General features: G+C 46.5%; 24 protein-coding genes. 10 read left to right on the top strand and 14 right to left on the bottom strand.

Going from position 1 to position 22,356, the window contains the following annotated elements; translation table 11 throughout:
- Positions 1–144: 144 nt before the first annotated feature.
- Positions 145–2,112 carry an acetoacetate--CoA ligase gene (locus ACHKAR_RS04550; protein WP_395416362.1) on the bottom strand — a complete coding sequence of 656 codons (1,968 nt, stop codon included), beginning with the start codon at positions 2,110–2,112 and terminating at the stop codon, positions 145–147.
- A 215-nt stretch (positions 2,113–2,327) separates the two neighbouring features.
- Here ACHKAR_RS04550 and ACHKAR_RS04545 point away from each other — a divergent pair, with 215 nt between their 5' ends.
- Positions 2,328–2,816 (top strand): DUF4494 domain-containing protein, encoded by a 489-nt coding sequence (locus ACHKAR_RS04545; RefSeq protein WP_159578951.1) that lies wholly within the window; start codon positions 2,328–2,330, stop codon positions 2,814–2,816.
- On the opposite strand, the gene ACHKAR_RS04540 is transcribed toward ACHKAR_RS04545, so the two are convergent.
- The 5 genes from ACHKAR_RS04540 to ACHKAR_RS04520 all read right to left on the bottom strand — a co-directional run bounded on the left by ACHKAR_RS04540 (position 2,813) and on the right by ACHKAR_RS04520 (position 5,763).
- Positions 2,813–3,067: a hypothetical protein gene (locus ACHKAR_RS04540; RefSeq protein ID WP_159578949.1), complete on the bottom strand. Its 255-nt coding sequence runs from the start codon at positions 3,065–3,067 to the stop codon at positions 2,813–2,815. The two genes, ACHKAR_RS04545 and ACHKAR_RS04540, sit on opposite strands and share 4 nt — an antisense overlap.
- An 11-nt stretch (positions 3,068–3,078) precedes the next feature.
- Entirely contained in the window at positions 3,079–3,888 is an 810-nt protein-coding gene (locus tag ACHKAR_RS04535; RefSeq protein WP_395416361.1) for a hypothetical protein, read from the bottom strand.
- Between the two features lie 169 nt (positions 3,889–4,057).
- Positions 4,058–4,495, bottom strand: coding sequence for a rhodanese-like domain-containing protein (locus tag ACHKAR_RS04530; RefSeq protein WP_395416360.1), 438 nt, complete (start codon positions 4,493–4,495; stop codon positions 4,058–4,060).
- Between the two features lie 269 nt (positions 4,496–4,764).
- Entirely contained in the window at positions 4,765–5,178 is a 414-nt protein-coding gene (locus tag ACHKAR_RS04525) for a DUF6691 family protein (protein ID WP_159578944.1), read from the bottom strand.
- A gap of 9 nt (positions 5,179–5,187) precedes the next feature.
- Positions 5,188–5,763: a YeeE/YedE family protein gene (locus tag ACHKAR_RS04520; protein ID WP_159578943.1), complete on the bottom strand. Its 576-nt coding sequence runs from the start codon at positions 5,761–5,763 to the stop codon at positions 5,188–5,190.
- Between the two features lie 181 nt (positions 5,764–5,944).
- Here ACHKAR_RS04520 and ACHKAR_RS04515 point away from each other — a divergent pair, with 181 nt between their 5' ends.
- Positions 5,945–7,321: a cytochrome ubiquinol oxidase subunit I gene (locus ACHKAR_RS04515; protein ID WP_395416359.1), complete on the top strand. Its 1,377-nt coding sequence runs from the start codon at positions 5,945–5,947 to the stop codon at positions 7,319–7,321.
- A gap of 11 nt (positions 7,322–7,332) precedes the next feature.
- Positions 7,333–8,367 carry a cytochrome d ubiquinol oxidase subunit II gene (gene cydB, locus ACHKAR_RS04510; RefSeq protein ID WP_395416358.1) on the top strand — a complete coding sequence of 345 codons (1,035 nt, stop codon included), beginning with the start codon at positions 7,333–7,335 and terminating at the stop codon, positions 8,365–8,367.
- Between the two features lie 140 nt (positions 8,368–8,507).
- Here the strand turns inward: cydB and ACHKAR_RS04505 are convergent, their stop codons facing one another.
- The 6 genes from ACHKAR_RS04505 to ACHKAR_RS04480 form a co-directional block, all read right to left on the bottom strand.
- Positions 8,508–9,917: an MBL fold metallo-hydrolase gene (locus ACHKAR_RS04505; RefSeq protein ID WP_395416357.1), complete on the bottom strand. Its 1,410-nt coding sequence runs from the start codon at positions 9,915–9,917 to the stop codon at positions 8,508–8,510.
- 103 nt (positions 9,918–10,020) lie between these two features.
- A complete protein-coding gene (locus ACHKAR_RS04500) occupies positions 10,021–10,284 on the bottom strand; it encodes a YidH family protein (protein ID WP_395416356.1) in 264 nt (87 codons plus the stop codon).
- 4 nt (positions 10,285–10,288) lie between these two features.
- The gene (locus ACHKAR_RS04495; protein WP_395416355.1) at positions 10,289–12,016 is read right to left on the bottom strand and encodes a SulP family inorganic anion transporter; all 1,728 of its coding nucleotides are present in this window, start codon (positions 12,014–12,016) and stop codon (positions 10,289–10,291) included.
- 72 nt (positions 12,017–12,088) lie between these two features.
- Entirely contained in the window at positions 12,089–12,730 is a 642-nt protein-coding gene (locus ACHKAR_RS04490) for a Crp/Fnr family transcriptional regulator (RefSeq protein ID WP_395416354.1), read from the bottom strand.
- Positions 12,731–12,741: 11 nt separating this feature from the next.
- Positions 12,742–12,903: a hypothetical protein gene (locus ACHKAR_RS04485; protein ID WP_159578930.1), complete on the bottom strand. Its 162-nt coding sequence runs from the start codon at positions 12,901–12,903 to the stop codon at positions 12,742–12,744.
- A gap of 40 nt (positions 12,904–12,943) precedes the next feature.
- Complete coding sequence (locus tag ACHKAR_RS04480) at positions 12,944–13,846, bottom strand: sterol desaturase family protein (protein WP_395416353.1); 903 nt, start codon at positions 13,844–13,846, stop codon at positions 12,944–12,946.
- A gap of 345 nt (positions 13,847–14,191) precedes the next feature.
- On the opposite strand from ACHKAR_RS04480, the gene ACHKAR_RS04475 reads away from it, so the two are divergent.
- From ACHKAR_RS04475 to ACHKAR_RS04465, 3 genes are all read left to right on the top strand, one after another.
- A complete protein-coding gene (locus ACHKAR_RS04475; RefSeq protein WP_395416352.1) occupies positions 14,192–14,584 on the top strand; it encodes a DUF3592 domain-containing protein in 393 nt (130 codons plus the stop codon).
- Between the two features lie 237 nt (positions 14,585–14,821).
- Positions 14,822–15,664 carry a hypothetical protein gene (locus ACHKAR_RS04470; protein ID WP_395416351.1) on the top strand — a complete coding sequence of 281 codons (843 nt, stop codon included), beginning with the start codon at positions 14,822–14,824 and terminating at the stop codon, positions 15,662–15,664.
- 197 nt (positions 15,665–15,861) lie between these two features.
- The gene (locus ACHKAR_RS04465; protein WP_395416350.1) at positions 15,862–17,505 is read left to right on the top strand and encodes a dipeptidyl-peptidase 3 family protein; all 1,644 of its coding nucleotides are present in this window, start codon (positions 15,862–15,864) and stop codon (positions 17,503–17,505) included.
- An 85-nt stretch (positions 17,506–17,590) separates the two neighbouring features.
- On the opposite strand, the gene ACHKAR_RS04460 is transcribed toward ACHKAR_RS04465, so the two are convergent.
- Complete coding sequence (locus tag ACHKAR_RS04460; RefSeq protein WP_395416349.1) at positions 17,591–17,743, bottom strand: T9SS type A sorting domain-containing protein; 153 nt, start codon at positions 17,741–17,743, stop codon at positions 17,591–17,593.
- A gap of 249 nt (positions 17,744–17,992) precedes the next feature.
- Between ACHKAR_RS04460 and ACHKAR_RS04455 the strand changes: the two genes are divergently transcribed.
- The 3 genes from ACHKAR_RS04455 to ACHKAR_RS04445 all read left to right on the top strand — a co-directional run bounded on the left by ACHKAR_RS04455 (position 17,993) and on the right by ACHKAR_RS04445 (position 20,409).
- Positions 17,993–19,210, top strand: a complete 1,218-nt coding sequence (locus ACHKAR_RS04455; protein ID WP_159578906.1) for a DEAD/DEAH box helicase — start codon at positions 17,993–17,995, stop codon at positions 19,208–19,210.
- Positions 19,211–19,294: 84 nt separating this feature from the next.
- Complete coding sequence (locus ACHKAR_RS04450; RefSeq protein WP_159578904.1) at positions 19,295–19,675, top strand: DUF3703 domain-containing protein; 381 nt, start codon at positions 19,295–19,297, stop codon at positions 19,673–19,675.
- On the top strand, positions 19,675–20,409 hold the full coding sequence (locus ACHKAR_RS04445; protein ID WP_395416348.1) for a class I SAM-dependent methyltransferase: 735 nt from the start codon (positions 19,675–19,677) through the stop codon (positions 20,407–20,409). Before ACHKAR_RS04450 ends, ACHKAR_RS04445 begins: the two co-directional genes overlap by 1 nt.
- 58 nt (positions 20,410–20,467) lie before the next feature.
- On the opposite strand, the gene ACHKAR_RS04440 is transcribed toward ACHKAR_RS04445, so the two are convergent.
- On the bottom strand, positions 20,468–21,568 hold the full coding sequence (locus tag ACHKAR_RS04440) for a glycoside hydrolase family 43 protein (RefSeq protein ID WP_395416347.1): 1,101 nt from the start codon (positions 21,566–21,568) through the stop codon (positions 20,468–20,470).
- A 175-nt stretch (positions 21,569–21,743) separates the two neighbouring features.
- Here ACHKAR_RS04440 and ACHKAR_RS04435 point away from each other — a divergent pair, with 175 nt between their 5' ends.
- On the top strand, positions 21,744–22,289 hold the full coding sequence (locus ACHKAR_RS04435; RefSeq protein ID WP_395416346.1) for a hypothetical protein: 546 nt from the start codon (positions 21,744–21,746) through the stop codon (positions 22,287–22,289).
- Positions 22,290–22,356: the final 67 nt, after the last annotated feature.

The raw sequence follows: 22,356 nt of genomic DNA, 5'->3' as shown, positions 1-22,356 counted from the left end.
ATAGCAGTAAAAAGCATAAATAATAACGGTATTTTATCATCTGGCTGGAGATTTACACCAAAATAAGTAAACTAGGTGATAGCTTCCTTATCTCCCGTACATTTTCGATGAAGCGCCTTTTGAATCCAATAGGTAAGTGCTACATCAGACCGGAACTTGCTTTGCGTAAGTCACAAAGAAATCCAACGATTCCGGGTTGCGCATGGCCCCAAGGTTGGCCGCCTTCTCCACCGGTTTACCCATAAGTATCTTCTTGACTGGTGCCTCCATTTTTTTACCACTGATGGTATACGGCAGGTCTCGCACCAAAACCACTGTGTCAGGAATGTGTCTGGGTGAGAAATCCGTTTTTAGTTGATGGCCGATCTGTTTGATCAATTGATCATCCAGCGCTTGTCCCTCTTTCAGCACCACAAACAAGGGCATGAAATGTTTGCCTCCATCCAACTCCAGATTGACAACCAGGCTATCCACGATTGTTTCAATCTTGCTCACTGACTGATAAATCTCTGCGGTACCAATACGTACGCCGTGCCTGTTGAGTGTGGCATCGGATCTTCCGTGAATTACCAGGGTATTGCGCTCTGTGATAGACAGCCAATCCCCATGTCGCCAAATACCGGGAAACATTTCGAAGTAGCTTTCGCGATAGCGCACCTTGTCTGGATCATTCCAGAAGTAAATAGGCATAGAAGGCATGGGGCTGGTAACTACCATTTCGCCAACCTCTCCCACCAAGGGCTTGCCTTCGTCATCAAAAGCATACATCGCGCATCCCAATGCCCGACGCTGTATCTCACCTTCGTACACAGGCTCAAGCGGACACCCTCCCACAAAAGCAGAGCAAACATCCGTGCCTCCGCTCATCGAACAGAGCCACAGATCCTTCTTTACCGCTTCGTAGACCCAATCGAAACCCTCGGGAGGCAGTGGAGATCCCGTGCTACTGATTGAGCGAAGTGTTTTCAAGTCAAAATCCCTCCCCGGAGCAAGGCCAGCTTTCATACAGGCCACAATATAGGGTGCGCTGGTGCCAAAATGCTGAATCTGATGATCTTGCGCCATCTGCCACAACACGCCGAGATCGGGGTATCCCGGACTTCCATCGTAAAGTACGATAGTAGCCCCCACAAGCAGCGTAGCTTGCACAAAATTCCACATCATCCAACCTGTGGTGGTAAACCAGAAATAACGCTCACCAGGCTTCACATCATTGTGAAAACTCACATACTTCAGGTGCTCCAGCAAGGTGCCCCCATGAGAATGAGTAATCGCCTTGGGCTGGCCAGTGGTTCCAGAAGAATAAAGCACCCAAATAGGATCAGAAAAGTCCACAGGAGTGAAATCAAGTCCTTCAAACGGCGTGCGTACCACCTCAGCCCAGGAGACAGACTTAGTTAGTATTTTTTCATTTTGCAGGTACGGAATCTCAACAATGGTTTCGAGGGTGGGTAACCTATCTACAATTTCGCGGACCACGGCGCTCTTATCAAACTCCTTCCCGCCATACCGGTAGCCGTCCACGGTAATCAGTACTTTCGGAGTAATCTGCTGAAACCGATCCACCACGCTGCTAGGACCAAAGTCCGGTGAACAGCTGGACCAAATAACCCCCAGGGAACAAGCCGCTAAAAAGCCCACTGTTGCCTCCGGGCAATTAGGCAAAAAAGCCACTACCCGATCACCTTTCTCAACGCCCCTTGCCTTAAGGAATCTAGCCATTGCTGCCACCTGATCACGCAGTTCTCTCCATGAAATCTCCACCGTATTCCGACCTTCAGCTTTGAAAATGATGGCCGGATGCTGCTCATTTTGGTTTCTAAAAATATGCTCGGCATAATTCAACGTGGCTCCATCAAACCATCGGGTATCTGGCATGAGGTCATCCGAGTGTACCGCTGTGTAAGGATGGTGACTGATCACCTTAAAATACTCATAGATCGATTGCCAAAACGCGTGTGTATCCGACACTGACCACTCCCAAAGTGCATCGTAGTTTGAAAAGGTTAATCCACGCTCATCATGTAGCCAGCTCATATAAGCAGCCAGATTACTATCAGCTTTTAAGCTATCTGATGGACTCCAGAGGATTTCGGGGTGTTTTGGGGTCATAATTGGGGTTATTTGGGGTTTTCTGAAGTCTCAAATTTACCTTTTAAAAAAGGTCTTGCCCAATTTATATAGGGTTAACCTATGGTTGCTTTATGAAATTTTCCTGTTGGATTTAGTCTATGAAAAAAGAATTCCAATTGATCGCGGATTAGGTTTTCTGATCCTGATCATCGGCATATATTTGCAGCCCTATTTAAAAAAATAACTCAAAAGAAATGAAGATCTGGTATTCGTGTAAAGTGAAACACAATAAGGAATTGGATGATGGAATGCTCAAGCAGGTAACTGATGCTTATCTGATGGATGCGGTTTCCTATACTGATGCCGAAAGTCGTATGTACGAAATATGTGAACGGGATATTTCAGGAGAATTCACAGTGACGCAAATCACGAAAACCAATATAGCCGAAGTGATTCATCATGAGGACTCTGAGAAATGGTTCAAAAGCAAAGTGGTCTATGCCACGGTAGATGGAGATAGTGACAAAGAGGTGAAAATCAACACCTACCTGCTGGTGAGCGCAGATCATGTGAAGCAGGCGTATGAGCGTATAGAAGATCATCTCAACTCCATGCTGGTGCCCTATGATATTCCTTCTATTACCTTAACAAACATATTGGAAGTATACCCATACGATCCGGACGAAGAGAAGATCCCTTCTAACCTCAAGCCATTGTCTGAGGTGGAGTCTGACGAAGACTAACGTGATCTGAATTTTCTTTCCCAAAACTGAGCTTCTTGCTGATCGCTGATCTGCTTTTTGGTATCTGCTTTTTTCAGCAAGTCGCTCACTGTTCCTTTGGAGGTAAAGTGCCAATATCCACAATCATCACATTGATATACGTCTATTGGCCCGCTCCCTTCTCTAAAAACGAATCTGCCGCGCGTTTCTATCAGTGCTTCTTCAGCCTGACTTTGGGTGTCGTATTGTCTTTTTCCAGTGACACACCCCATGGCTCTATAATTTATTCTTCTTCAAAATGATGGCGTGTGAAAACGTTGCTTGGGGTAATCCTGTACTCTGTGGAACCGCGATCTGTATAATGGATGATGCTCATGTCATCATGACCAAAAATATAAATATTCATCTCCACGCTGAGCTCCAGGTTATGGGTGAGCAGTCTTTTGAAAAGACCCCATGATTTCATGATTTTTTCACGTTCCTCTTTGTCTAGTTCGTGCGTATTGAGCAGAATGCTATTGGTAGAGATATAGCTTTCATGAAGTTTCACTTCCACCTCTGCACTGGACTGCTTTCGTTCTGCCATCACCTGCTCATACATGTGCCTTGTTAGCAAGTCATGATTTTCTGTTGCCAACAAACTGGCTTTTACGGAATCATCGGATATATCGTGGTAATAGTACTTCTCTTTGAGCCAGGTATCGCTCACTTCCAATACAGAAAATAGCAAGGTATCATAAATCATCAATGGATAAATATCCACAGGGACCATCAGCATGGTGAAATTCTGATGATCTGAAAAGTGCTTCACAAAGACATCAATGTCATGCCCGATGCTGATATCCTTACGCCGAAGCTTTACCGAATCAGAATTGATGTGATGCCCTTGCTCGAGCAGGTATTTCAAAAAGACCCTTGATTCAGTGAACTTATGGACAATATCTTCAATGTCATCTACATGGTTTTCCTTGATGTATTCCTCCATAGACTCCCCTACTTCTATTACATCCTGAGACTGACCAAATCGCTGGGCCATGGAGCTTAGAGAGAAGAAAAGACCTATAAATATCAGGCAAAGCCGAAACTTCATCATATTGTATCTGTTTGTCTGGAAATCAGCCTTGAAGTTAATTAAATAAGTTTAATTCTATAAAATCTTATAAAAGTTAAACTTCTAGCAATCAATAAGTTAACCCAATACACTTTTTTAGAGTGATCGAAAAGAAATTTCCGCATGACTGATACAGGCTGCCTGTCCCAAGCTATTGGGAAACAGGAAAACCTGCTTGCTGCCAGCCCCTGTAGCCACCTTTTAGGTCATATATTTTTTGAAACCCCAATTCCTTGAGTTTCATGCTGGCTTTGGCGCTTCTGCCACCTGCCGCACAATAGACCGCTACGGGCCTGGTCTTATCCAGTTGGCTTAGTTTGTTGTCAAACTCAGGATCGTAGATATCAATATGGCCTGCACCGGCAATCACCCCCTGAGCAACCTCCTCTGGCGTACGCACATCCAAAAGCTGTACACTCTCATCTTTTAGCAGTGTCACAAGCTCATCATTGGTTACTGTACGGTACTCAGGGCTTTGAGCAGAGCTCTGACAGGAGCTTAGTAAGGCGATCAATAACAGGGTTGTGCCCAAATAAAACGCCAATTTGACGTTTCCCGGGGCTGTTAGGGTTATCGTTAAATTTTTCATTGTTGTATGGTTATTTTAAAAAAAAGGTAATGTGTTAATAAGGATTAAACGCAGCCTAACGATCATTTTTCTTTAAAAAAGGAGAAATCATCTCACCGTCACTCATTCCTACAGAATAAATACAGATTCTGTCCCCAAGTTTGGATCTCGAATCTTGAATCATCTGGCACGAACATTTTAAGCGGTGTTCTGCCAAGTGAAGGATGGTTATCAATCAAGTTTTCCTCCTCAATAAGGGCCGAAAGTATTTCTTTCGGCTCTTTATTTCATTAGTGAGGCAACTTATTTCTCACCAAACCATACGTGTAAGTGCCCAGAAGCGCAGAAGCGATGACCACCAGAATGACGCCTACTCCATTGCCCAACAGAATAAACATAGGCCCGGGGCAGGCTCCTGTCATGGCCCAACCCAACCCAAATATGATGCCCCCAAAAAGATATCGGGAAACACTCATCTGCTTGGGGTTGATTACTATGGGCAATCCATCAATGGTTTTGATGTTGAACCGCTTCATCATCTGGACAGAGATAATTCCTAAAATAACCGCTGAGCCAATCACTCCATACATGTGAAATGACTGGAATTTAAACATCTCATAAATCCTGTACCAGGAGATTACCTCTGATTTGGCCAGGGTGATCCCAAAGACGATGCCTACTATGATGTATCTGAATATTTTCATTTTCTACGATTATAAAGTGAATAGATAAGGGAGAACCAGGTAGGTCATAAAAAGCCCTCCGATGAAAAACCCTACCACAGCGATCAAAGACGGAAGTTGCAGATCGCTGAGGCCGCTAATGGCATGCCCCGAAGTACAGCCACCTGCATACCTGGTACCAAAGCCGATCAGGAATCCACCAACCACCAGAATAATAAAACCCCTCACTGTAGCCAGCGACTCCCAGCTAAAAATACTCAAGGGCACCAGTTGATCGCGGGGTGCCTCTATACCCAGCTCAGCCAGGTCAGCAAGTGTGGCAGCGGAGAGGGTAACCTCATCCGGAGTAGTGAGATACTGATGTGTGATCAGCCCGCCAAGCACCAACCCAAAAGCAAAAACCAAATTCCACAACTGACTTTTCCAGTTAAAGTCGAAAAATTCGCAGTTCTTCCCTGCACCCACAATGGAGCAAACTGTTCTCAGGTTGGCTGAAATCCCAAAGTTGTTTCCGAAAATGATCAACGTAAACATAACCAGCGCTATCAGAGGACCGGCCACATACCAGGGCCAGGGTTGACTAACGAAATCCAATATTTCTTTCATAAAATTCTATTTTCAATCACTCAAATTCCCACAAAACTATCTTAACCAGCTGCCCCCAAGGGTAACATTTGTTACATAGGCACCGAGATTTGCCCTCATGGTAAACACATCGACCTCCTCAATATTTCAAGGTCTTTCCATAGAGGTTTATCTCGCTGGTCACTACCTTTGAATCAAAAAAATGGATGTAGAAATTCTCTCCCGCATTCAGTTTGCGCTTACCATTTCCTTTCACTACATCTACCCCCCGGTGAGCATCGGGCTGGGCCTGATCATGGTCATCATGGAAGGCCTCTACCTCCGCACTAAGGACCCCGCCTATGAACAACTGGCCAGGTTTTGGACCAAGATCTTCGCACTTACTTTTGGCATTGGAGTAGCCACAGGCATCGTCATGGAGTTTGAGTTTGGCACTAACTGGGCTACTTACTCACGCTATGTGGGCGATATTTTTGGCAGCGCACTGGCAGCTGAAGGCATCTTTGCTTTTGCGCTCGAAAGCGGATTTCTCGGTATTCTCTTGTTCGGATGGAACAGGGTAAGTCCCGTCATTCACTTCACAGCCACACTTGGCGTATGGCTGGGCTCGATGTTTTCGGCAGTATGGATCGTGGTGGCCAACTCCTGGCAGCAGACGCCGGCAGGGTACCACATCGTAGGCGAAGGCATGGAAGCCAGAGCTGAGATCACCGATTTTTGGGCCATGGCCTTCAATCCATCCAGTGTAGACCGGCTATCTCACGTATGGATCGGTTCATTCCTGGCGGGAGCATTTCTGATCATGAGCGTACATGCCTATTATCTTCTAAAAAACAGGCACATCGAAGTGTCCAAAAAAGCTTTCAAAATTGCACTTGCAGTGGGGGTTGTCGCATCCTTATCGCAGCTTTTCACCGGGCACAGATCTGCAGATGGAGTGGCCGTGAATCAACCTGTGAAATTGGCCGCCATGGAGGGCCACTTTGATAGTCTGGCCGCAGCTGATATGTACCTCCTCGGGTGGGTGGATAAGGAGAAACAGAAAGTTTCGGGAATCAAAATCCCCAATGGCCTTTCATTTTTGATTCACCAGGATTTTGAAGCAAAAGTAAAGGGGATAAATGCTTTTCCTGAAGATGAAAGACCAGGACAAATCAACGCCGTGTTTCAGTTTTATCACCTCATGGTGGGGATCGGAATGGTGCTCATCGGGCTTTCCCTGCTGGGTTGCTTTCTTTGGTGGCGCGGAAAATTATTCGATCACCGATGGGTACTCAAAGCCTTTGTGGTAGCCGTTTTACTGCCTCAGATTGCCAATCAGGCAGGCTGGTTTGCTGCAGAGATGGGACGTCAACCGTGGGTAGTCTATGGCTTGCTTCGTACATCCGATGCGCTCTCGAAGGTGGTCACGGCCAACCAGGTGATCTTTTCACTGGTGCTGTTCTCATTGGTCTATTCACTGCTCTTTGCGCTTTTCATCTACCTGCTCAATAAAAAGATTCAACATGGCCCTCAGGATGGAGAAATGATCGATCAGAGGCCGCATCAGCGCGAAATTGTAGATGCGATTCAATCTTAAAATCACACAATATGGCAACTTTCATAGGCATAGAATATACAACGTGGTGGTTTCTGGTAGTAGGAGCTGTTTTCTCAGGATATGCCATTCTGGATGGCTTTGACCTGGGTGCCGGTGCCTGGCACCTCTTTTTTAAGGATGACAAGAGCCGAAGAACAGCGCTCAATGCCATCGGCCCGGTATGGGATGGCAACGAAGTGTGGCTGGTGATTGGTGGAGGTGCCTTGTTTGCCGGATTCCCGATCGTTTATGCCACCCTGCTTTCTGCCATGTACATTCCCTTTATGCTTTTTTTGGTACTGATTATTTTCAGGGCTATTTCCATAGAGTTTCGAAGCAAAGAGCCGATGAAATGGTGGCAAAGCATGTGGGACGGTGCTTACAGTTTTTCCAGCATCATGCTGGCCGTGCTTCTGGGTGTGGTATTGGGCAATGTGCTTCAGGGAATGCCAATAGGTCCCGATCTTGAATTTGATGGCGACTGGATTGCTTTTTTTAACCCATACGCAGTAATGGTGGGCATATGCACCCTTGCGCTCTTCATGATGCATGGAGCGATCTACCTCATCATGAAGACGGAAGGCAAACAATTTATCAAAATGACCCTGCATGTAAAGCAGGCTATTATTTTCTTTCTGGTGAGCTTCGGTATCACTACTCTCTATACCCTCATCTACTTTCCGCATCTTTCCGATCGGTTCAAAGGCGAACCAGCACTATTCATCGTGCCCTTGATTGCCTTCCTGAGTATTGCCAATATTCCGAGACTAATCAGCAAAAAACGCTACGGCAATGCATTCGCCTTTTCCTGCATCTCCATTGCTACGCTGCTCATTGTGGTAGCCATTGAGCTGTTTCCTGTGATTATTCTTTCCAATGAGGATCCTGCCAATAGCCTGACGATTCATAATGCCAGTGCTTCCGAAAAATCACTGGGAACCCTTCTGATCATAGCGGCCATAGGCACACCATTGGTTGTGGCCTACACGACCTTCGTTTTTTGGACCTTCCGGGGAAAAGTAAAAATGGATGAGCTGAGTTATTAGGCTATTATTTTAAGTTCGGGAGTTTTCTCATCTGATGAACTGTTGGCTTTTCTCTCAGACCCTGCTTCATAGAAAAACAAAAAGGTGCTGACTTTAACAATCAGCACCTCTTAAATCAAACTATCTATTAGAACAATCAATCACTTCAAAGTAGAAGGACATACATAATTGGTAGTAGGTATATCCGTTTCGGAGATGGCCTTGAAACCTCCGGCCACATCCACAATATTGTCAAATCCCCGGGATTTCAATATCGAAGCTGCAATCATAGAGCGATAACCTCCCGCACAATGAATGTGGTATTGCTTCTTCTTGTCCACCTGATCCATGTTTTCACTGATAAAATCCAGTGGCAAGTTCATCGCGTCTTCCACATGCTCAGCTTCAAATTCTGATGGTTTTCGCACATCCATCACATTCAGGCCACCTTCCTTGTAAGCACCTGCGAATTGATGCGCTGGAATAGTAGTGACCTGCTCGGTATCTTTTCCAGCAGCTTTCCATGCGGCTATCCCTCCGCTCAGATAACCCAGGGTATTGTCATACCCCACTCTGGAAAGTCGTGTTACGATCTCCTCCTCACGGCCTTCGGGCGCTATGAATACAATGGGTTGTTCCAAATCAGGGATCAACGCTCCTACCCACGGCGCAAAACTGCCATCAATACCAATAAAGATGGAGTTGGGTACATGGTCAGCAGCAAACTCTCCGGGAGAGCGGGTATCCAAGACCAAAGCTCCTTCGTGATTAGCTACTGCCTCAAACGTTTCTACATCCAAAGGCACATTTCCTTTTTCAAGGATCTCATCCATTCCTTTGGCACCAGACTTATTCATGGCCACGTTTTGCGCAAAGTACTGTGGTGGCGGCAGCAAACCATCGGTCACTTCTTTGATAAATTCCTCTTTGGTCATATCCGCCCTGAGTGCATAGTTGGTTTTCTTCTGGTTGCCCAGCAGGTCGGTCGTTTCCTTGCTCATGTTTTTGCCACAGGCCGAGCCTGCTCCATGTGCCGGGTACACGATCACCTCATCAGGTAAGGTTATGATCTTGGTTCGTAGGCTATCATATAAATAACCCGCCAGGTCATCCTGAGTCAATGTGCCTTTCTGAGCCAGATCGGGCCGTCCCACATCGCCAATGAAAAGTGTATCTCCACTGAAAATAGCATGTTCCATCCCGGCCTCATCTATCAGTAGATAGGTGGTACTCTCCATGGTATGTCCTGGAGTGTGCAATACTTTTATCTCGATTTTTCCAATCTGAAACAGCTCACCGTCAGTAGCTTCGTGAATGTCATACTCCGTTTTGGCATTGGGCCCATATACAATGGTGGCACCGGTCTTAGCAGCCAGATCCACATGTCCCGACACAAAGTCAGCATGAAAGTGGGTCTCAAAAATATATTTGATCTTAGCTCCTTCCTTCTCGGCTTTCAGGATATAAGGCTCTGACTCTCTCAACGGATCGATGATCGCCGCTTCTCCATTACTTTCTATATAATAAGCTCCCTGAGCGAGACATCCTGTATAAATCTGTTCTACCTTCATTGTTATTTTTAGGTTTTAATGCGAATTCTTTTACAAACTTACGAACTACTCCACGATCCTGATGTAACAATGGTTACACACCCAAAGTAGCTCTGTATACAACTCATTCCTGCCGATATTGATTCATCATCTTTTTCCTGAAATGGAAATAATTCCAAATCCCCAGGATCAATACAATCAGGCTAATCCCTACAAGGATAAAGCCCAAAAAGCGGATTTTGTCCAAAAAATCAACCTTGATCACGGCAATCCCCGATACCACCAGATAAAGGCTGGTCCTTACGAAAGCCAATAACGTCCGTTGATTGGCCAGCTTGGTGCGATCCAGGGCCAGGTGATCTCTTAGTATCATTTCCCGTTCCTCCATGTCTTTAGTCTTTTAAGTCCGACTGCAGCGCATAATCTTTGTAGTCCCCCTGCTTGTGGGTAGTGGCAAATTTCACTGCCTCGTTCAGATCAAAAAACACATTTTCCTTATGTAGAACCTCATTCAAGCCTGTCCTTTTCATGGTATCCCTCACAGGGCCAATCAGGTCACAGATCAGAAACTCTATCTTTTTTTCATGCAAAAAGTCCAACAAATCCTTCAGCCCGCTGGTGGCCGTGGCGTCCAGATAGCTGAGCGGGCCAGCATCTAATATAAGCGTTTCTATCCGACCCTGGGCATCATCTACGGCATTCTCAATATATTCCTTAAAGTACTGAATATTGATGAAAGTAAGCGGCGCATCTAAGCGCAAAATGAGGACGTGCTCCCACTGCTCCAGGTCCTTGAATCGTTTGATATTCCTAAACTCGTGATGTCCCCGCACCCTGCCCAGTCTGGCGATATGCGGATATGCCGACCTGTACAGAAGCACCAGGATAGACAATACGATACCGCTGACGATGCCAGGCACCATACTAAAATTGAGGGTGATCAAAAAGGTAGCAATCAGGAGGGCGAATTCTACCCGACTGTCTTTCCACAGTCGCCGGGCATAGGCCCAATCGATCAATCCGGCTACCGCCACCATAATCACCGAAGCAAGAATGGCTTTGGGCAGGAAATAAAACAGTGGTGTGAGAAAGATGAGGGTAAGAGAAACCACTACTGCACTGATCACAGACGAAAGTGGTGTATGTGCCCCGGACTGGTAGTTGACTGCCGATCGGGAAAAACCACCAGTCACCGGAAAAGACTGAAACAGCGACCCTATTAAGTTAGCCGCACCAAGCGCCACCAGTTCCTGATTGGGTTGTACTTTATAATTTCGTTTCTTGGCTTCTATGGCCTTGGCCACAGAAAAGGCCTCCATAAAGGCTACCACGGAGATGGTGAGTGCCAGCGGAATGAGTTCACCCAGCTGACCCAAAGAGAGGTCTGGCAATTTGAAAGAGGGCAAACCATCGGGTATGGTTTTTACTATGCTCACACCGGCAGACTCCAGCTGCATAAAATAGACCAAGGCCGTACCGAATATCACCGCAATCAAGGCTCCGGGAATGCTGGAATGAATCCGCTTCACTCCTTTGATGATGACAATCCCCACAATCCCTATGGCCAGCGTCATCAAATGTGTCTGGTTGATACTTTGCACAGCATCCCAGAGGATTTCATGTACCTTATTACTTTTCACCAGATCTACCCCCATGAGGTATTTCAACTGATTGAGGCCGATAATGAGCGCCGCAGCGGAGGTAAATCCGCTGATCACTGGCTTTGAAAGCAGGTTGGTGATGAATCCCAGGCGCAGTACACCCAGCAATAACTGGAAGGCCCCCATAAAAAACGCCAAAAGAATGGCAAACCCAATGTAGGAATCGGTACCCTCGGTGGCCAGCACTGATACCCCGGCCGCTACCAGTAGTGAGTCCATGGCCACAGGAGCCACGGAAAGCTGCCGCGAAGTACCAAACAAAGCATAGATGAGCTGCGGAACGATGGAGGCATACAAGCCATAAACAGGGGGCAGTCCCGCAATCAGCGCATAAGCCATCCCCTGTGGAATCAGCATAATCCCAACCGTGAGACCGGCAAACAAGTCGCCATTCAGCTGAGTCTTTTTGTACTGAGGCAGCCAGGCCGTGATGGGCAGTATCTGGTGTATCAATTTCATTGCTTACCTTTTTGAAGCCCCAAAAGTATCAAACTCCCTGACCCTCCGGTGTAACAATTGTCACACTCCAAGTTACATGATTTCTATACGGTTGCGGTATTGCTCTATCTTCCCTTCGCGCTCCAGCTGCTTCAGGAGCCGCGAGACCACCACCCGGGAGGTATTCAGCTCATTGGCGATTTGCTCATGCGTCTTGTTGATCACGAAGGTTCCTGAAGCCTGTTTCTTGTCAAGTAGGTATTTATAAAGTCTTTGATCCATTTTTAGAAAGACCACACTATCGATGGTGTTCAGCATCTCATCGAAACGGGTTTGATATGCATCAAAGACAAACTTCCTGAATGATTTGTACTTCACCACCCAGCTGTCTATGTACGCCATAGGGATCATCCAAAGCACAGAATCCTCCTCTGCCACCACATGAAAGGCCTTCTTTTTGCCTTCTATACAGCAGGTAATGGACATGGCGCATGTCTCCCCACCCTCCAGGAAGTAGAGAAAAACTTCGCCGCCCGTCTGATCCTGACGCATTACCTTCAGCAAACCTTCCAGTACGATGGGCATTTCATTGCCCGTACTATCAGGGCTTATGACTACCCCACCTGCCTTCACTTTCTTCAATCGACCGATGGATAAGATCTCTTCGGCCAATTGAGGCTCTATCTCTGATCTGCCAAGAATCTGATGTACCAGATCTTCTGTCTCGTTGCTCATTGTGATTTCACTTATTTATTCTCGAGGGCTTTCAATCGCTTCTCTATTTCCATCAGCTTGTGTATGATAATAATATGGGTCTTTTTAGCATCTATACCCACCACGCTCTCAGCGCTGGTGATCATTTGCTCTATTTCGGCGTAGGCCTCCTTCGGAATCAGTTCGTTCTCCATGGTCTTTGTGTTTGCCTAAAGGTAAAAAATCTACCGGGGATCAGTCAGGCTTTTTATCGCCCGGACTGGTCACCTTACCAGAAAATCCATGGGTATTTTGCCCTATAAAGTCGGCAGGAAACTCCTCCACACCAGGAAAGCCCAGCTGGATATCGCGCCCATCGTGGGGAATGTAGTCGGTACCAAAGAGATAATCCCAAACACTCAGCGTCAATCCAAAATTAACGCCTAATCGACGTTCTGCAGGCAAGTGATAGGCATGATGCCAGATGTGCATCTGTGGGTTATTGAAAATATACTTCAAAGGTCCGAGGTTCAGTTTGAAATTGGAATGATTGAAATGACCAACGGCCAGGGTGAAAATATGGATGATAAAAAAATCGCGCAAACCAATCCCGATGAGTGCCAGCGGGATGTACTCAATGGTGCGATACACCACGTTTTCCATCCAGTGGTATCTCAGGTGGGCAGCAAAACCCATCTCAGCCACACTATGGTGCACCTTGTGAAACTCCCACAGCCGCGGACTCGCATGCAGCAGGCGGTGAATCCACCACTGCACAAAATCGCGCACCACAAAGCCGAGCAGCAGATGGCCCCATACGGGCCAGCTCATCACTTCAAAAGCCACCAGATTGGTAATACCCAGCAGTCCCAGCAGGTCATTGAAGAGGTGTACCACCACATTGGAGGCGGCATTGTAGATGATGAGGGAAAACAGAAAGAAATTGAAAAACATGTAGAAGAAGTCCAACCAGAAATCCTTCCGAAACTTTGCCTGATCTACACGCCAGGGCTTCAAGAGTTCCAGTGCAAAGAAAAATGCAGACACCCCGAGCAACCAGTAGAAGTAATTGTGCCAGGTGGGGTGTGTGATTTCTTGCCAGAGGTAGCCCGCATAGCCCGCATAGCCGTTTCGTATTTCTGTAATGATTGATTCCATTGATGCTTATGACTTCTTTGACTGATCGATAAAGATACGCAAACCCACCCGAGGATGGTAACAAAAGTTACAAAAGAAAGGTCTACCCTATTTGGGGTATTTTTCGCAAATCCGGAATGGCTGATGATAAAATCAGTTGTTTCGGAGGAACTGGTGCTTTGTCAGCCTGAGCTCCGTCGAAGGGTAAGACAAAGCAGATGAGATCACACTACCCAGGAATGGCGGCTCAAGATCCCAGCAATCATTTTCGAAATGAGATTCATAAGACTGACCGATTTCGGAGAAAAGACCCATCTCAGAAATGAACCTATTGCTAATTCACTCAGGTTGATCTAAATTCATCACATGAGGCAATTTCATTTGTATCAGCTTTGGTTTCTGGTGCCGGGTCTGGGGCTGGTCTGGTTGGGCTACTACCTACCCGCTAGCTATATTTATCAACAGCTTTATTGGGTGGAGACAGAGGCGGTCATCACTGGCTATCGGCTGGATACCACATCCACTCCGATTAATTATTACCTCATGGACTATACCGACTCGCTAGGCACTGTCTACCATGTAGAGGTGGATGTGGAAAACACGATCACCGAAGGTCGCGATGCAGACCATGCCCGCCTTTATTACGACCCTGCCGATCCGGCTAACTTTGCGCTCGTCAATCATGCTCGTTACCTGGTGGTCCTTTTTTTACCCCTTGGCTTGCTGAGCCTCTATTTTGGGTGGCCCAAGCGGGAGTAGTTGGGCTGTTTTGTTGACCTGTTATGTAGAGAAGAAAAATTCATGAACCCAAACCTCCGGAGGATGACGCCTTCAAAAGAACTGATAACCCACCTAAAGATCTTCACAGGAAATTTCAATGAAGTTTGACTTCTATCTTTATTCCCCTATTTTGGGGGATCATCTTGAAGCACTGCTTGTATCAGAAGTCAAATCCAGAAAAACCTAGAGAGGTTATCTCAAAACTTGCACGAAAAAATGAATTCAAAAACACTCATATTCCTGGCATTAGCGGCCACATTTTTGTCCTTCACAACCAGCTTTGGTCAAAAGAACTCACAGTCGGGAGAATTCAATCCAAAAAATGACCTGCTTTTAGTTCAATTTGATTGCAAAACGGATGTAGATGACCTTCACACGGTGGCGGCCCTTGCCACTTTACTAACAGACAGTAATTTCTCCACCTTAAATTATCATGCCATCGCAGGCACATATGGTATTCAGGAAGGGTTGTATGTCCCACCAAATGACTTATTTCAGCTGGCGTTTGGAAACAATTGGACAGACGCACACGATAAAAGTGAAGCTGCGGTAGAAAAAGTGAAGCTCATCGTGCAAGCAACACTCAATCGACAAGGTGATATATGGATTGCAGAGGCAGGTCAATCGGATTTCACCGCGCTACTTATCAAAGCCATTCAAAAGGATTTACCTCAAATAAACACAACACAGCGTATCCATGTGGTTCAGCATAGCGATTGGAATGAAAACTCCACCAGTCCAGAGCGTCTTCAATTTGTCAAGGAAAACGCTCATTATCAGAAAATACCGGATGGTAATGCTGTAGGTAATGGCACATCCGGGTTTCGTGATCCTGATTTCACCAATTGGAAGGAAGAAATCAAAGATCCTGACCTGTTTGAAATATGGCAGCTTTCCACAGACTTGTCAAATCAATACAATGGAAAGGAAGGGAGATACAATAATGAGGCAGTTGCTGCTGGTGGATTGGACTTCTCCGACCTCTCTGAGGTCTGTTGGATTTTGGGGCTGCAAGACATCAGGGATACTGAATACTTCTTCAACTTGTATGGCAATTAAAATTTGACACCTCCGAATGGATCAAAATCCAATAGCACTTTTTCTCAAAATGTGATTCGCGCCTGCGTGAATGACGGCCCTAAATTACCCCAGTCATTCGCAAAAGAAATCTTCTAAATACCTGCCTGACCTTTATCACCCTTCATTTGATCAAGGTTTTATAACTTTCCATTTCAGATAAACAACCTGGAAGAAATATGAAACAAGTATCCCGATTTTTAGTCGTTGCCTTGGTGATCAGCCTGTTCGGCTGTGGACCCCAAAAACAAGCGCAAAGCACCGACGAAGCACCCAATGAAATCATGAAAGCTAAACTAGAGGACTATAAGAAAGTCCGGCTCACGGCTGACCTCACATCGCTGAGCGAAAAGGAAAAAAAGATGATCCCCAAACTCATAGAAGCGGCCCAGATCATGGATGGCCTCTTTTGGTATGAAGCCTATGGTCAGAAGGATTCTCTCCTCAGCACCATTGAGGATGAAGCCACTAGAGCTTATGTAAAGATCAACTACGGCCCCTGGGATCGACTGGACAACAACAAGCCATTCATCGACGGGGTGGGCACCAAACCTCCGGGAGCCAACTTCTACCCTACTGACATGACCAAAGAGGAGTTTGAAGCCGCAGACCTGGAAGGCAAAGCCAGCCTTTACACCTTTATCAGGCGGGATGAAAACGGGCAACTTATTGCCATTCCGTACTACGAAATGTTTAGCGAGGAAGTACAGCGAGTATCTGCTCTGCTGCTGGAATGTGCTGACCTGGCGGAGGATTCCGGCCTTAAAGCCTACCTCAAACATCGAGCAGAAGCGTTGCTTACTGATGACTATCAGCCGTCTGATATGGCCTGGATGGACATGAAAACAAACGGCATTGATATAGTGATTGGCCCCATCGAAAACTATGAGGATGCCCTGTACAATTATAAAGCTGCACACGAGGCTTACGTACTCATCAAAGACAGGACGTGGAGCGACCGACTCTCAAAATATGCGGCTTTTCTGCCGGAGCTTCAGCGCGGACTTCCGGTACCGGATGCATACAAAGCTGAAGAACCAGGCAGTGATGCAGACCTCAATGCTTATGATGTGGTCTACTACGCCGGTGACTGTAACTCCGGCTCTAAGACCATCGCCATCAACCTCCCCAACGATGAGCAGGTACAACTGGCCAAAGGCTCCAGAAGGCTCCAACTCAAAAACGCCATGCGTGCCAAATTCGACGAGATTCTGCTACCCATTTCTAAAGTGTTGATCACACCAGATCAGCAGCAATACATCACGTTCGATGCCTTCTTTGCCAACACCATGTTTCATGAAGTGGCACACGGGCTGGGCATCAAAAACACCATCAATGGAAAAGGTACAGTCCGCGCGGCTTTGCAGGAGCACGGATCAGCACTGGAAGAGGGTAAAGCAGATATACTCGGCCTTTACATGATCACCCAGCTTCACGAGAAAGGCGAGCTGGAAGGACAGATAGAAGATTACTACACCACTTTCATGGCCGGGATTTTCCGTTCGGTGAGATTTGGAGCGGCCAGTGCGCATGGCAAAGCCAACATGATCCGTTTCAATTTCTTCAATGAATATGGTGCATTCGCTCAAAATGAGGACGGCACCTATCGAGTGGATTTCGCCAAAATGAAAGAAGCCATGGACGCACTCTCTGAGCTTATTCTCACCCTGCAGGGTAATGGAGACTATGCAGGAGTAGATGCCCTTGTGAAAGAAAAAGGAACCATCGGTGCTGCGTTGCAGACCGACCTCTCCAAACTGGAAGCTCAGGACATTCCCGTAGACATTGTTTTTGAACAGGGCGTAGAGGTATTAGGGCTCTAAAAATTCAGTAAAAAAAATGAGGGGTTGAAAAATGAGGTAATCCTCCATTTTTCAACCCCTTTTTATTTGGTAATAGTAAAGATTTCTACTTCATAAACTTTTGTTTCGCCCAAAAGCCATTCGCCTTCAGCTCCAAAAGATATATGCCCCCAGATAGCTGACTTATATCTATCGAATGCTCAAAAGAAGCCTGATAAATCAATTGGCGCCCGGCCATATCGGTGATGGTAGCCGACACCAACCCCTCGAAAAATGTGAGCTTGTTTATTAAAATTTTATCACCACATCAATACTACATCACCACATCAATCGGGTAGGAAATAAACTTCACATTCATCATCACAATCTGGGTCAGGGTCGCTTAGATGCCATTTCATATACATCAGTCACCCACTGTGAAACAACCAATGGAAATGCAGCCAAACAGGAGTCTGTTAATACCATTTAATTGCTTTATCTTCGTCGAATAATTAAATAATACATCATTTTGAAATTTTCAGAATTAAATCTGGATCCAAAACTCCTCGAAGGAATTGAGGCCATTGGATTTGAAAACACCACTCCTGTTCAGGAGGCTACCATCCCCAAAATATTAGAAGGAAAAGACCTCATTGCCGCAGCGCAGACCGGGACCGGAAAAACCGCTGCCTTCCTCCTGCCTATCATTCACAAGATCCTTACAGAGGCCAAAGACGATGGGCACATCAAAGCACTCGTGATCGTTCCTACGCGTGAGCTTGCCGTGCAGATAGATCAGCAACTGGAAGGACTCTCCTACTACACTTCTGTGAGTTCACTCGCTGTATATGGTGGTGGTGACGGTCAGTCTTTTGATCGGGAAAAGAAAGCACTTTCGGAGGGTGCCGATATCATCATTGGTACACCGGGAAGGCTCATTGCGCACCTGAACATGAACTATGTGAAGGTATCACAGCTGGACTACCTCATCCTGGATGAGGCCGACCGGATGCTGGATATGGGGTTCAACGAGGACATCACCAAGATCATCGGTTACCTGCCTAAAGAAAGGCAGACCCTGCTGTTTTCTGCTACCATGCCTACGAAGATCAGACAGCTGGCCAAAAACATCCTCAAAGACCCTGAAGAAATAAGCATTGCCATCTCGAAGCCTAATGAGAAGATTGTGCAGGCGGCATTCATCGTGTACGATGGTCAGAAAATCGAATTGGTCAAGCACATCTTAAAACCAGACTGGCTCAGAAGTGTAATCGTATTTTGCTCTACCAAAGACAACACCAAGAGACTCACCAAAGAACTCAAAAAGGCCAACCTTTCAGTAGAGGAAATCCACTCGGATCTGGAGCAGAAATCCCGTGAGCAGGTACTCAACCAGTTCAAAAGCCGAAAACTCAAAATACTGGTCGCCACGGACATCCTTTCAAGGGGTATCGATGTAGAGGACATAGACATAGTGATCAACTATGACGTGCCCAACGACGGTGAGGACTACATCCACCGCATAGGACGGACAGCCAGGGCTGCATCCACGGGTGCAGCATTCACTTTTGTGAATGAAAAAGAGCAGTCCAAATTCCAATCCATCGAACAGCTATTGGGCAAACCTGTGCCTAAGGCCAAAATCCCGCCGCACATTGGCGAAGGACCATCCTATAGCCCAAAACCTTACCGGGGCGGTGGTGGACGTGGAGGCGGCGGCCGAAAAGGTGGCGGGAAAAAGAGATAATTTCCAACTTCACTTTATTGCGGATTCTAACGGAGCTTTGTTATTTTTAATTGGAAATTCCATTGAACTTAACAGCGCTCCGAAATGATCTTTAATACGTCCATGCCCACGCCGTTGAGGCCTTATTTTGCCGCGGAACTCGAGGCTTATCGCCAGCAACACCAGATGAATAACCTTCAGAGTGCCTGGAGACACCTCGAACGGGCTCATGTCATTGGGCAGGCCTACCCCTATGCACATAGTCTGGTTCACTGGAAAATGCTGTTATTTGGTATCCAGATCAAAAGCACCAAAGAGGTCATCGGGCAAATTCCACGCCTGCTGATAGGTGGAGTCAAATCTTTTGTTGGAAAAATTCCCGTAGGTAACACCGGAGGATCAAATATCCCTCCGCTTCGCTCCCTTCCTATTGAGCCGGAAATTCAGGATATCTTCGCTCAGTGTGGCCTTCCTACCCCCTCCTGATGAAAGACCTTTTTTCATCCGGTTCAGATCGCTATGCAAAGTTTCGCCCGACTTATCCTGATAGTCTGTATGAATTCATCAGCACTCAGGCGGCACATCATAACTGTGCATGGGACTGTGCTACCGGCAATGGTCAGGTGGCCCGACACCTGTCGAGGCACTTTGGTGAAGTACAGGCTACCGACATCAGCGCTGCTCAGCTGTCCGAAGCGTATCCGCACCCAAATATTTACTACTCCGCCCAGCCTGCAGAGCAAACGACCTTTCCCGATCAGCATTTTGACCTAGTCACCATAGGCCAGGCCATTCACTGGTTTGACTTTGATCGTTTCTATCTGGAGGCGAACAGGACTTTAAAAACCAACGGTATCATTGCCGTAATTGGGTATGGCCTACACTCCGTTTCGCCGGACATTGACCCGATCATTCGCCAGTTCTACTATGAAGTGATTGGACCTTACTGGGATCCGGAACGGAAATACCTCGACGAAAAGTACCAGACCATTCCATTTCCATTTAAAGAAATAGCCACACCAGCCTTCGAGTGTGTCTTCACCTGGTCCCGAGCCCATTTTCTGGGCTACCTCAGAACCTGGTCTGCAGTGAAAAAATTCATTGATCAAAATGGATCTGATCCGGTAAATGATCTGGACAGGGCCATTGAGCCTCTCTGGGGAACAGAGCAAAAGATCACCTTCCCTATATTCCTGCGGCTGGGTCGGAAGATGGTTTGATTTTCAATACAGCGCTTCCCCGAAAAGATCCATCCTTCAGGGAAAGCACTTGATGTCATTACTGCACGTAGGCATCGATGGTTTGAATAGTACCATCTTCGTTGTAAGTAAGCTCGGTCATTTTGATGCTTCTCAGGAAAGTACGGCCACCTGAAAGGCTACTATCATGATAAAAAAGGTACCACTTACCCTGAAACTCCACGATAGAATGGTGGTTAGTCCAGCCCAGCACAGGCTTGAGCACCAAACCCTGATAGGTGAACGGCCCATAGGGATTATCTCCAATGGCATATGCAATATTGTGGGTATCTCCGGTGGAGTAGGAAAAGTAATACTTACCGTTATACTTGTGTACCCAGGCAGCTTCAAAAAACCTTTGCTCATTATTGCCTTCTAAAAACAGATTTCCCTCTGCATCCAGAATTTGCACATCCCGTGGGGCTTCCGCAAAGCTCTTCATATCATCAGCCAGCCTGGCAATCTTTGGCAATAGCGCAGGCTCATCCTTGCCGGGAAGTTCCCCCTCAGGATCGTAAGTGCCTGTGCGCCATTTTTGAAGCTGACCACCCCAGATTCCTCCAAAGTACATGTAAAAGGTCCCATCTTCATCCTGAAATACCGCAGGATCTATGCTAAAGCTACCCTCAATTGGAGCAGGCTCTGCCTGAAATGGCCCTGTAGGAGTATCGCTCACAGCAACACCAATCCCGAATACATCATTCTTATCTTTCACGGGAAAGTACAGATAATACTTACCATCCTTAGAGGCAGCATCCGGCGCCCACATTTGCCTGCCAGCCCAGGGCACATCCTTGATATCCAGCGCCACACCATTATCTATTACAGGGCCATCCACAGACTCCATGGAGTACACATGATAATCTTTCATATCAAAGTGACTTCCCAAGTCGTCTTCCGGAATTCCGGATTCGATATCGTGCGACGGGTAAATATAGATTTTGCCATCAAATACATGCGCCGAAGGGTCAGCGGTATAAAGGTCGGTGACCAATGGCTCAGAAATACCTACTGGCAAAGCAGTTGTGTCGGAAAGCGCAGCATCACTGGTGGTATTTTTTTCCTTTACCGGCTGACAGCCCATCACCAAAAGGGTTCCTCCGAGGATATAAATGGCAGAATTCAAAGTACTGTTCAACATGATTTTTTAATTACTCGTTAACGTTGACGGTAAGTTTAGGTAATCAACCCGATACCTGTTATCATCGCCCGTCATTCATAGCCAAAAGGGCCCCTATCCTGAACAAAACGTACCCCTTCAGCGTGGTTGCAGATGAATTAAACGTTATCTTAGAGCAATTTTAAGCGACTGCATTATGACTCGTGTATCGTCGATTTTTCAAAGGCATCAATTGCCTGTACTGCTCTTTCTTACTGCTCTTTGTTTTCCCTGGTGGGTAACGGCCCAGAAAAAAGAACCAGCCCCAAGATCACTTGCTGTGATCAGAACCGATGGAAAGCAGCAACGACTGGTGTTGATTCCAAAGTCAATGAAAGTAGGCCTCACTTCCGGGAAAAAGTATCGGGAGGTTTCCCCGGTTATTCTCAGCGACAGCAGTCTGATCATAGAAAAGGATACGATATTAATTCATGAAATACTTTTTATTACCGCCTCGGTGAAAAGGCCCTGGCCTGTGAAAGCCGCCGGGATACTCATATCAGGCGCTGGAGCCCTACCTGCTACCGCCGGATTAATCTACCTTCCTTTTGCCGTCACTTATCAGGAATACCTTTCCCCTTCCTCAGCCTACGCCATGATGGCCGTGGGCATGGGCATGGGTGTAACAGGATACCTGGTGGGTGGTCTCAAAAGAAAATTTTCTTTGCAAAAAAAATGGACACTGGAGGTTATCAATGAATGAAAAGGGAAGCGATCGTTTTTTGTCACGAGCAAATTTTCCGAACTTCGTCCCGGGTTAACCAGTTCAT

The sequence above is a fragment of the Marinoscillum luteum genome (genome assembly GCF_044005705.1).
GTDB classification, from domain to species: domain Bacteria; phylum Bacteroidota; class Bacteroidia; order Cytophagales; family Cyclobacteriaceae; genus Marinoscillum; species Marinoscillum luteum.
Note: the sequence above shows the minus strand (reverse complement) of the source record. Positions and strands in the feature narration are given on the sequence as shown.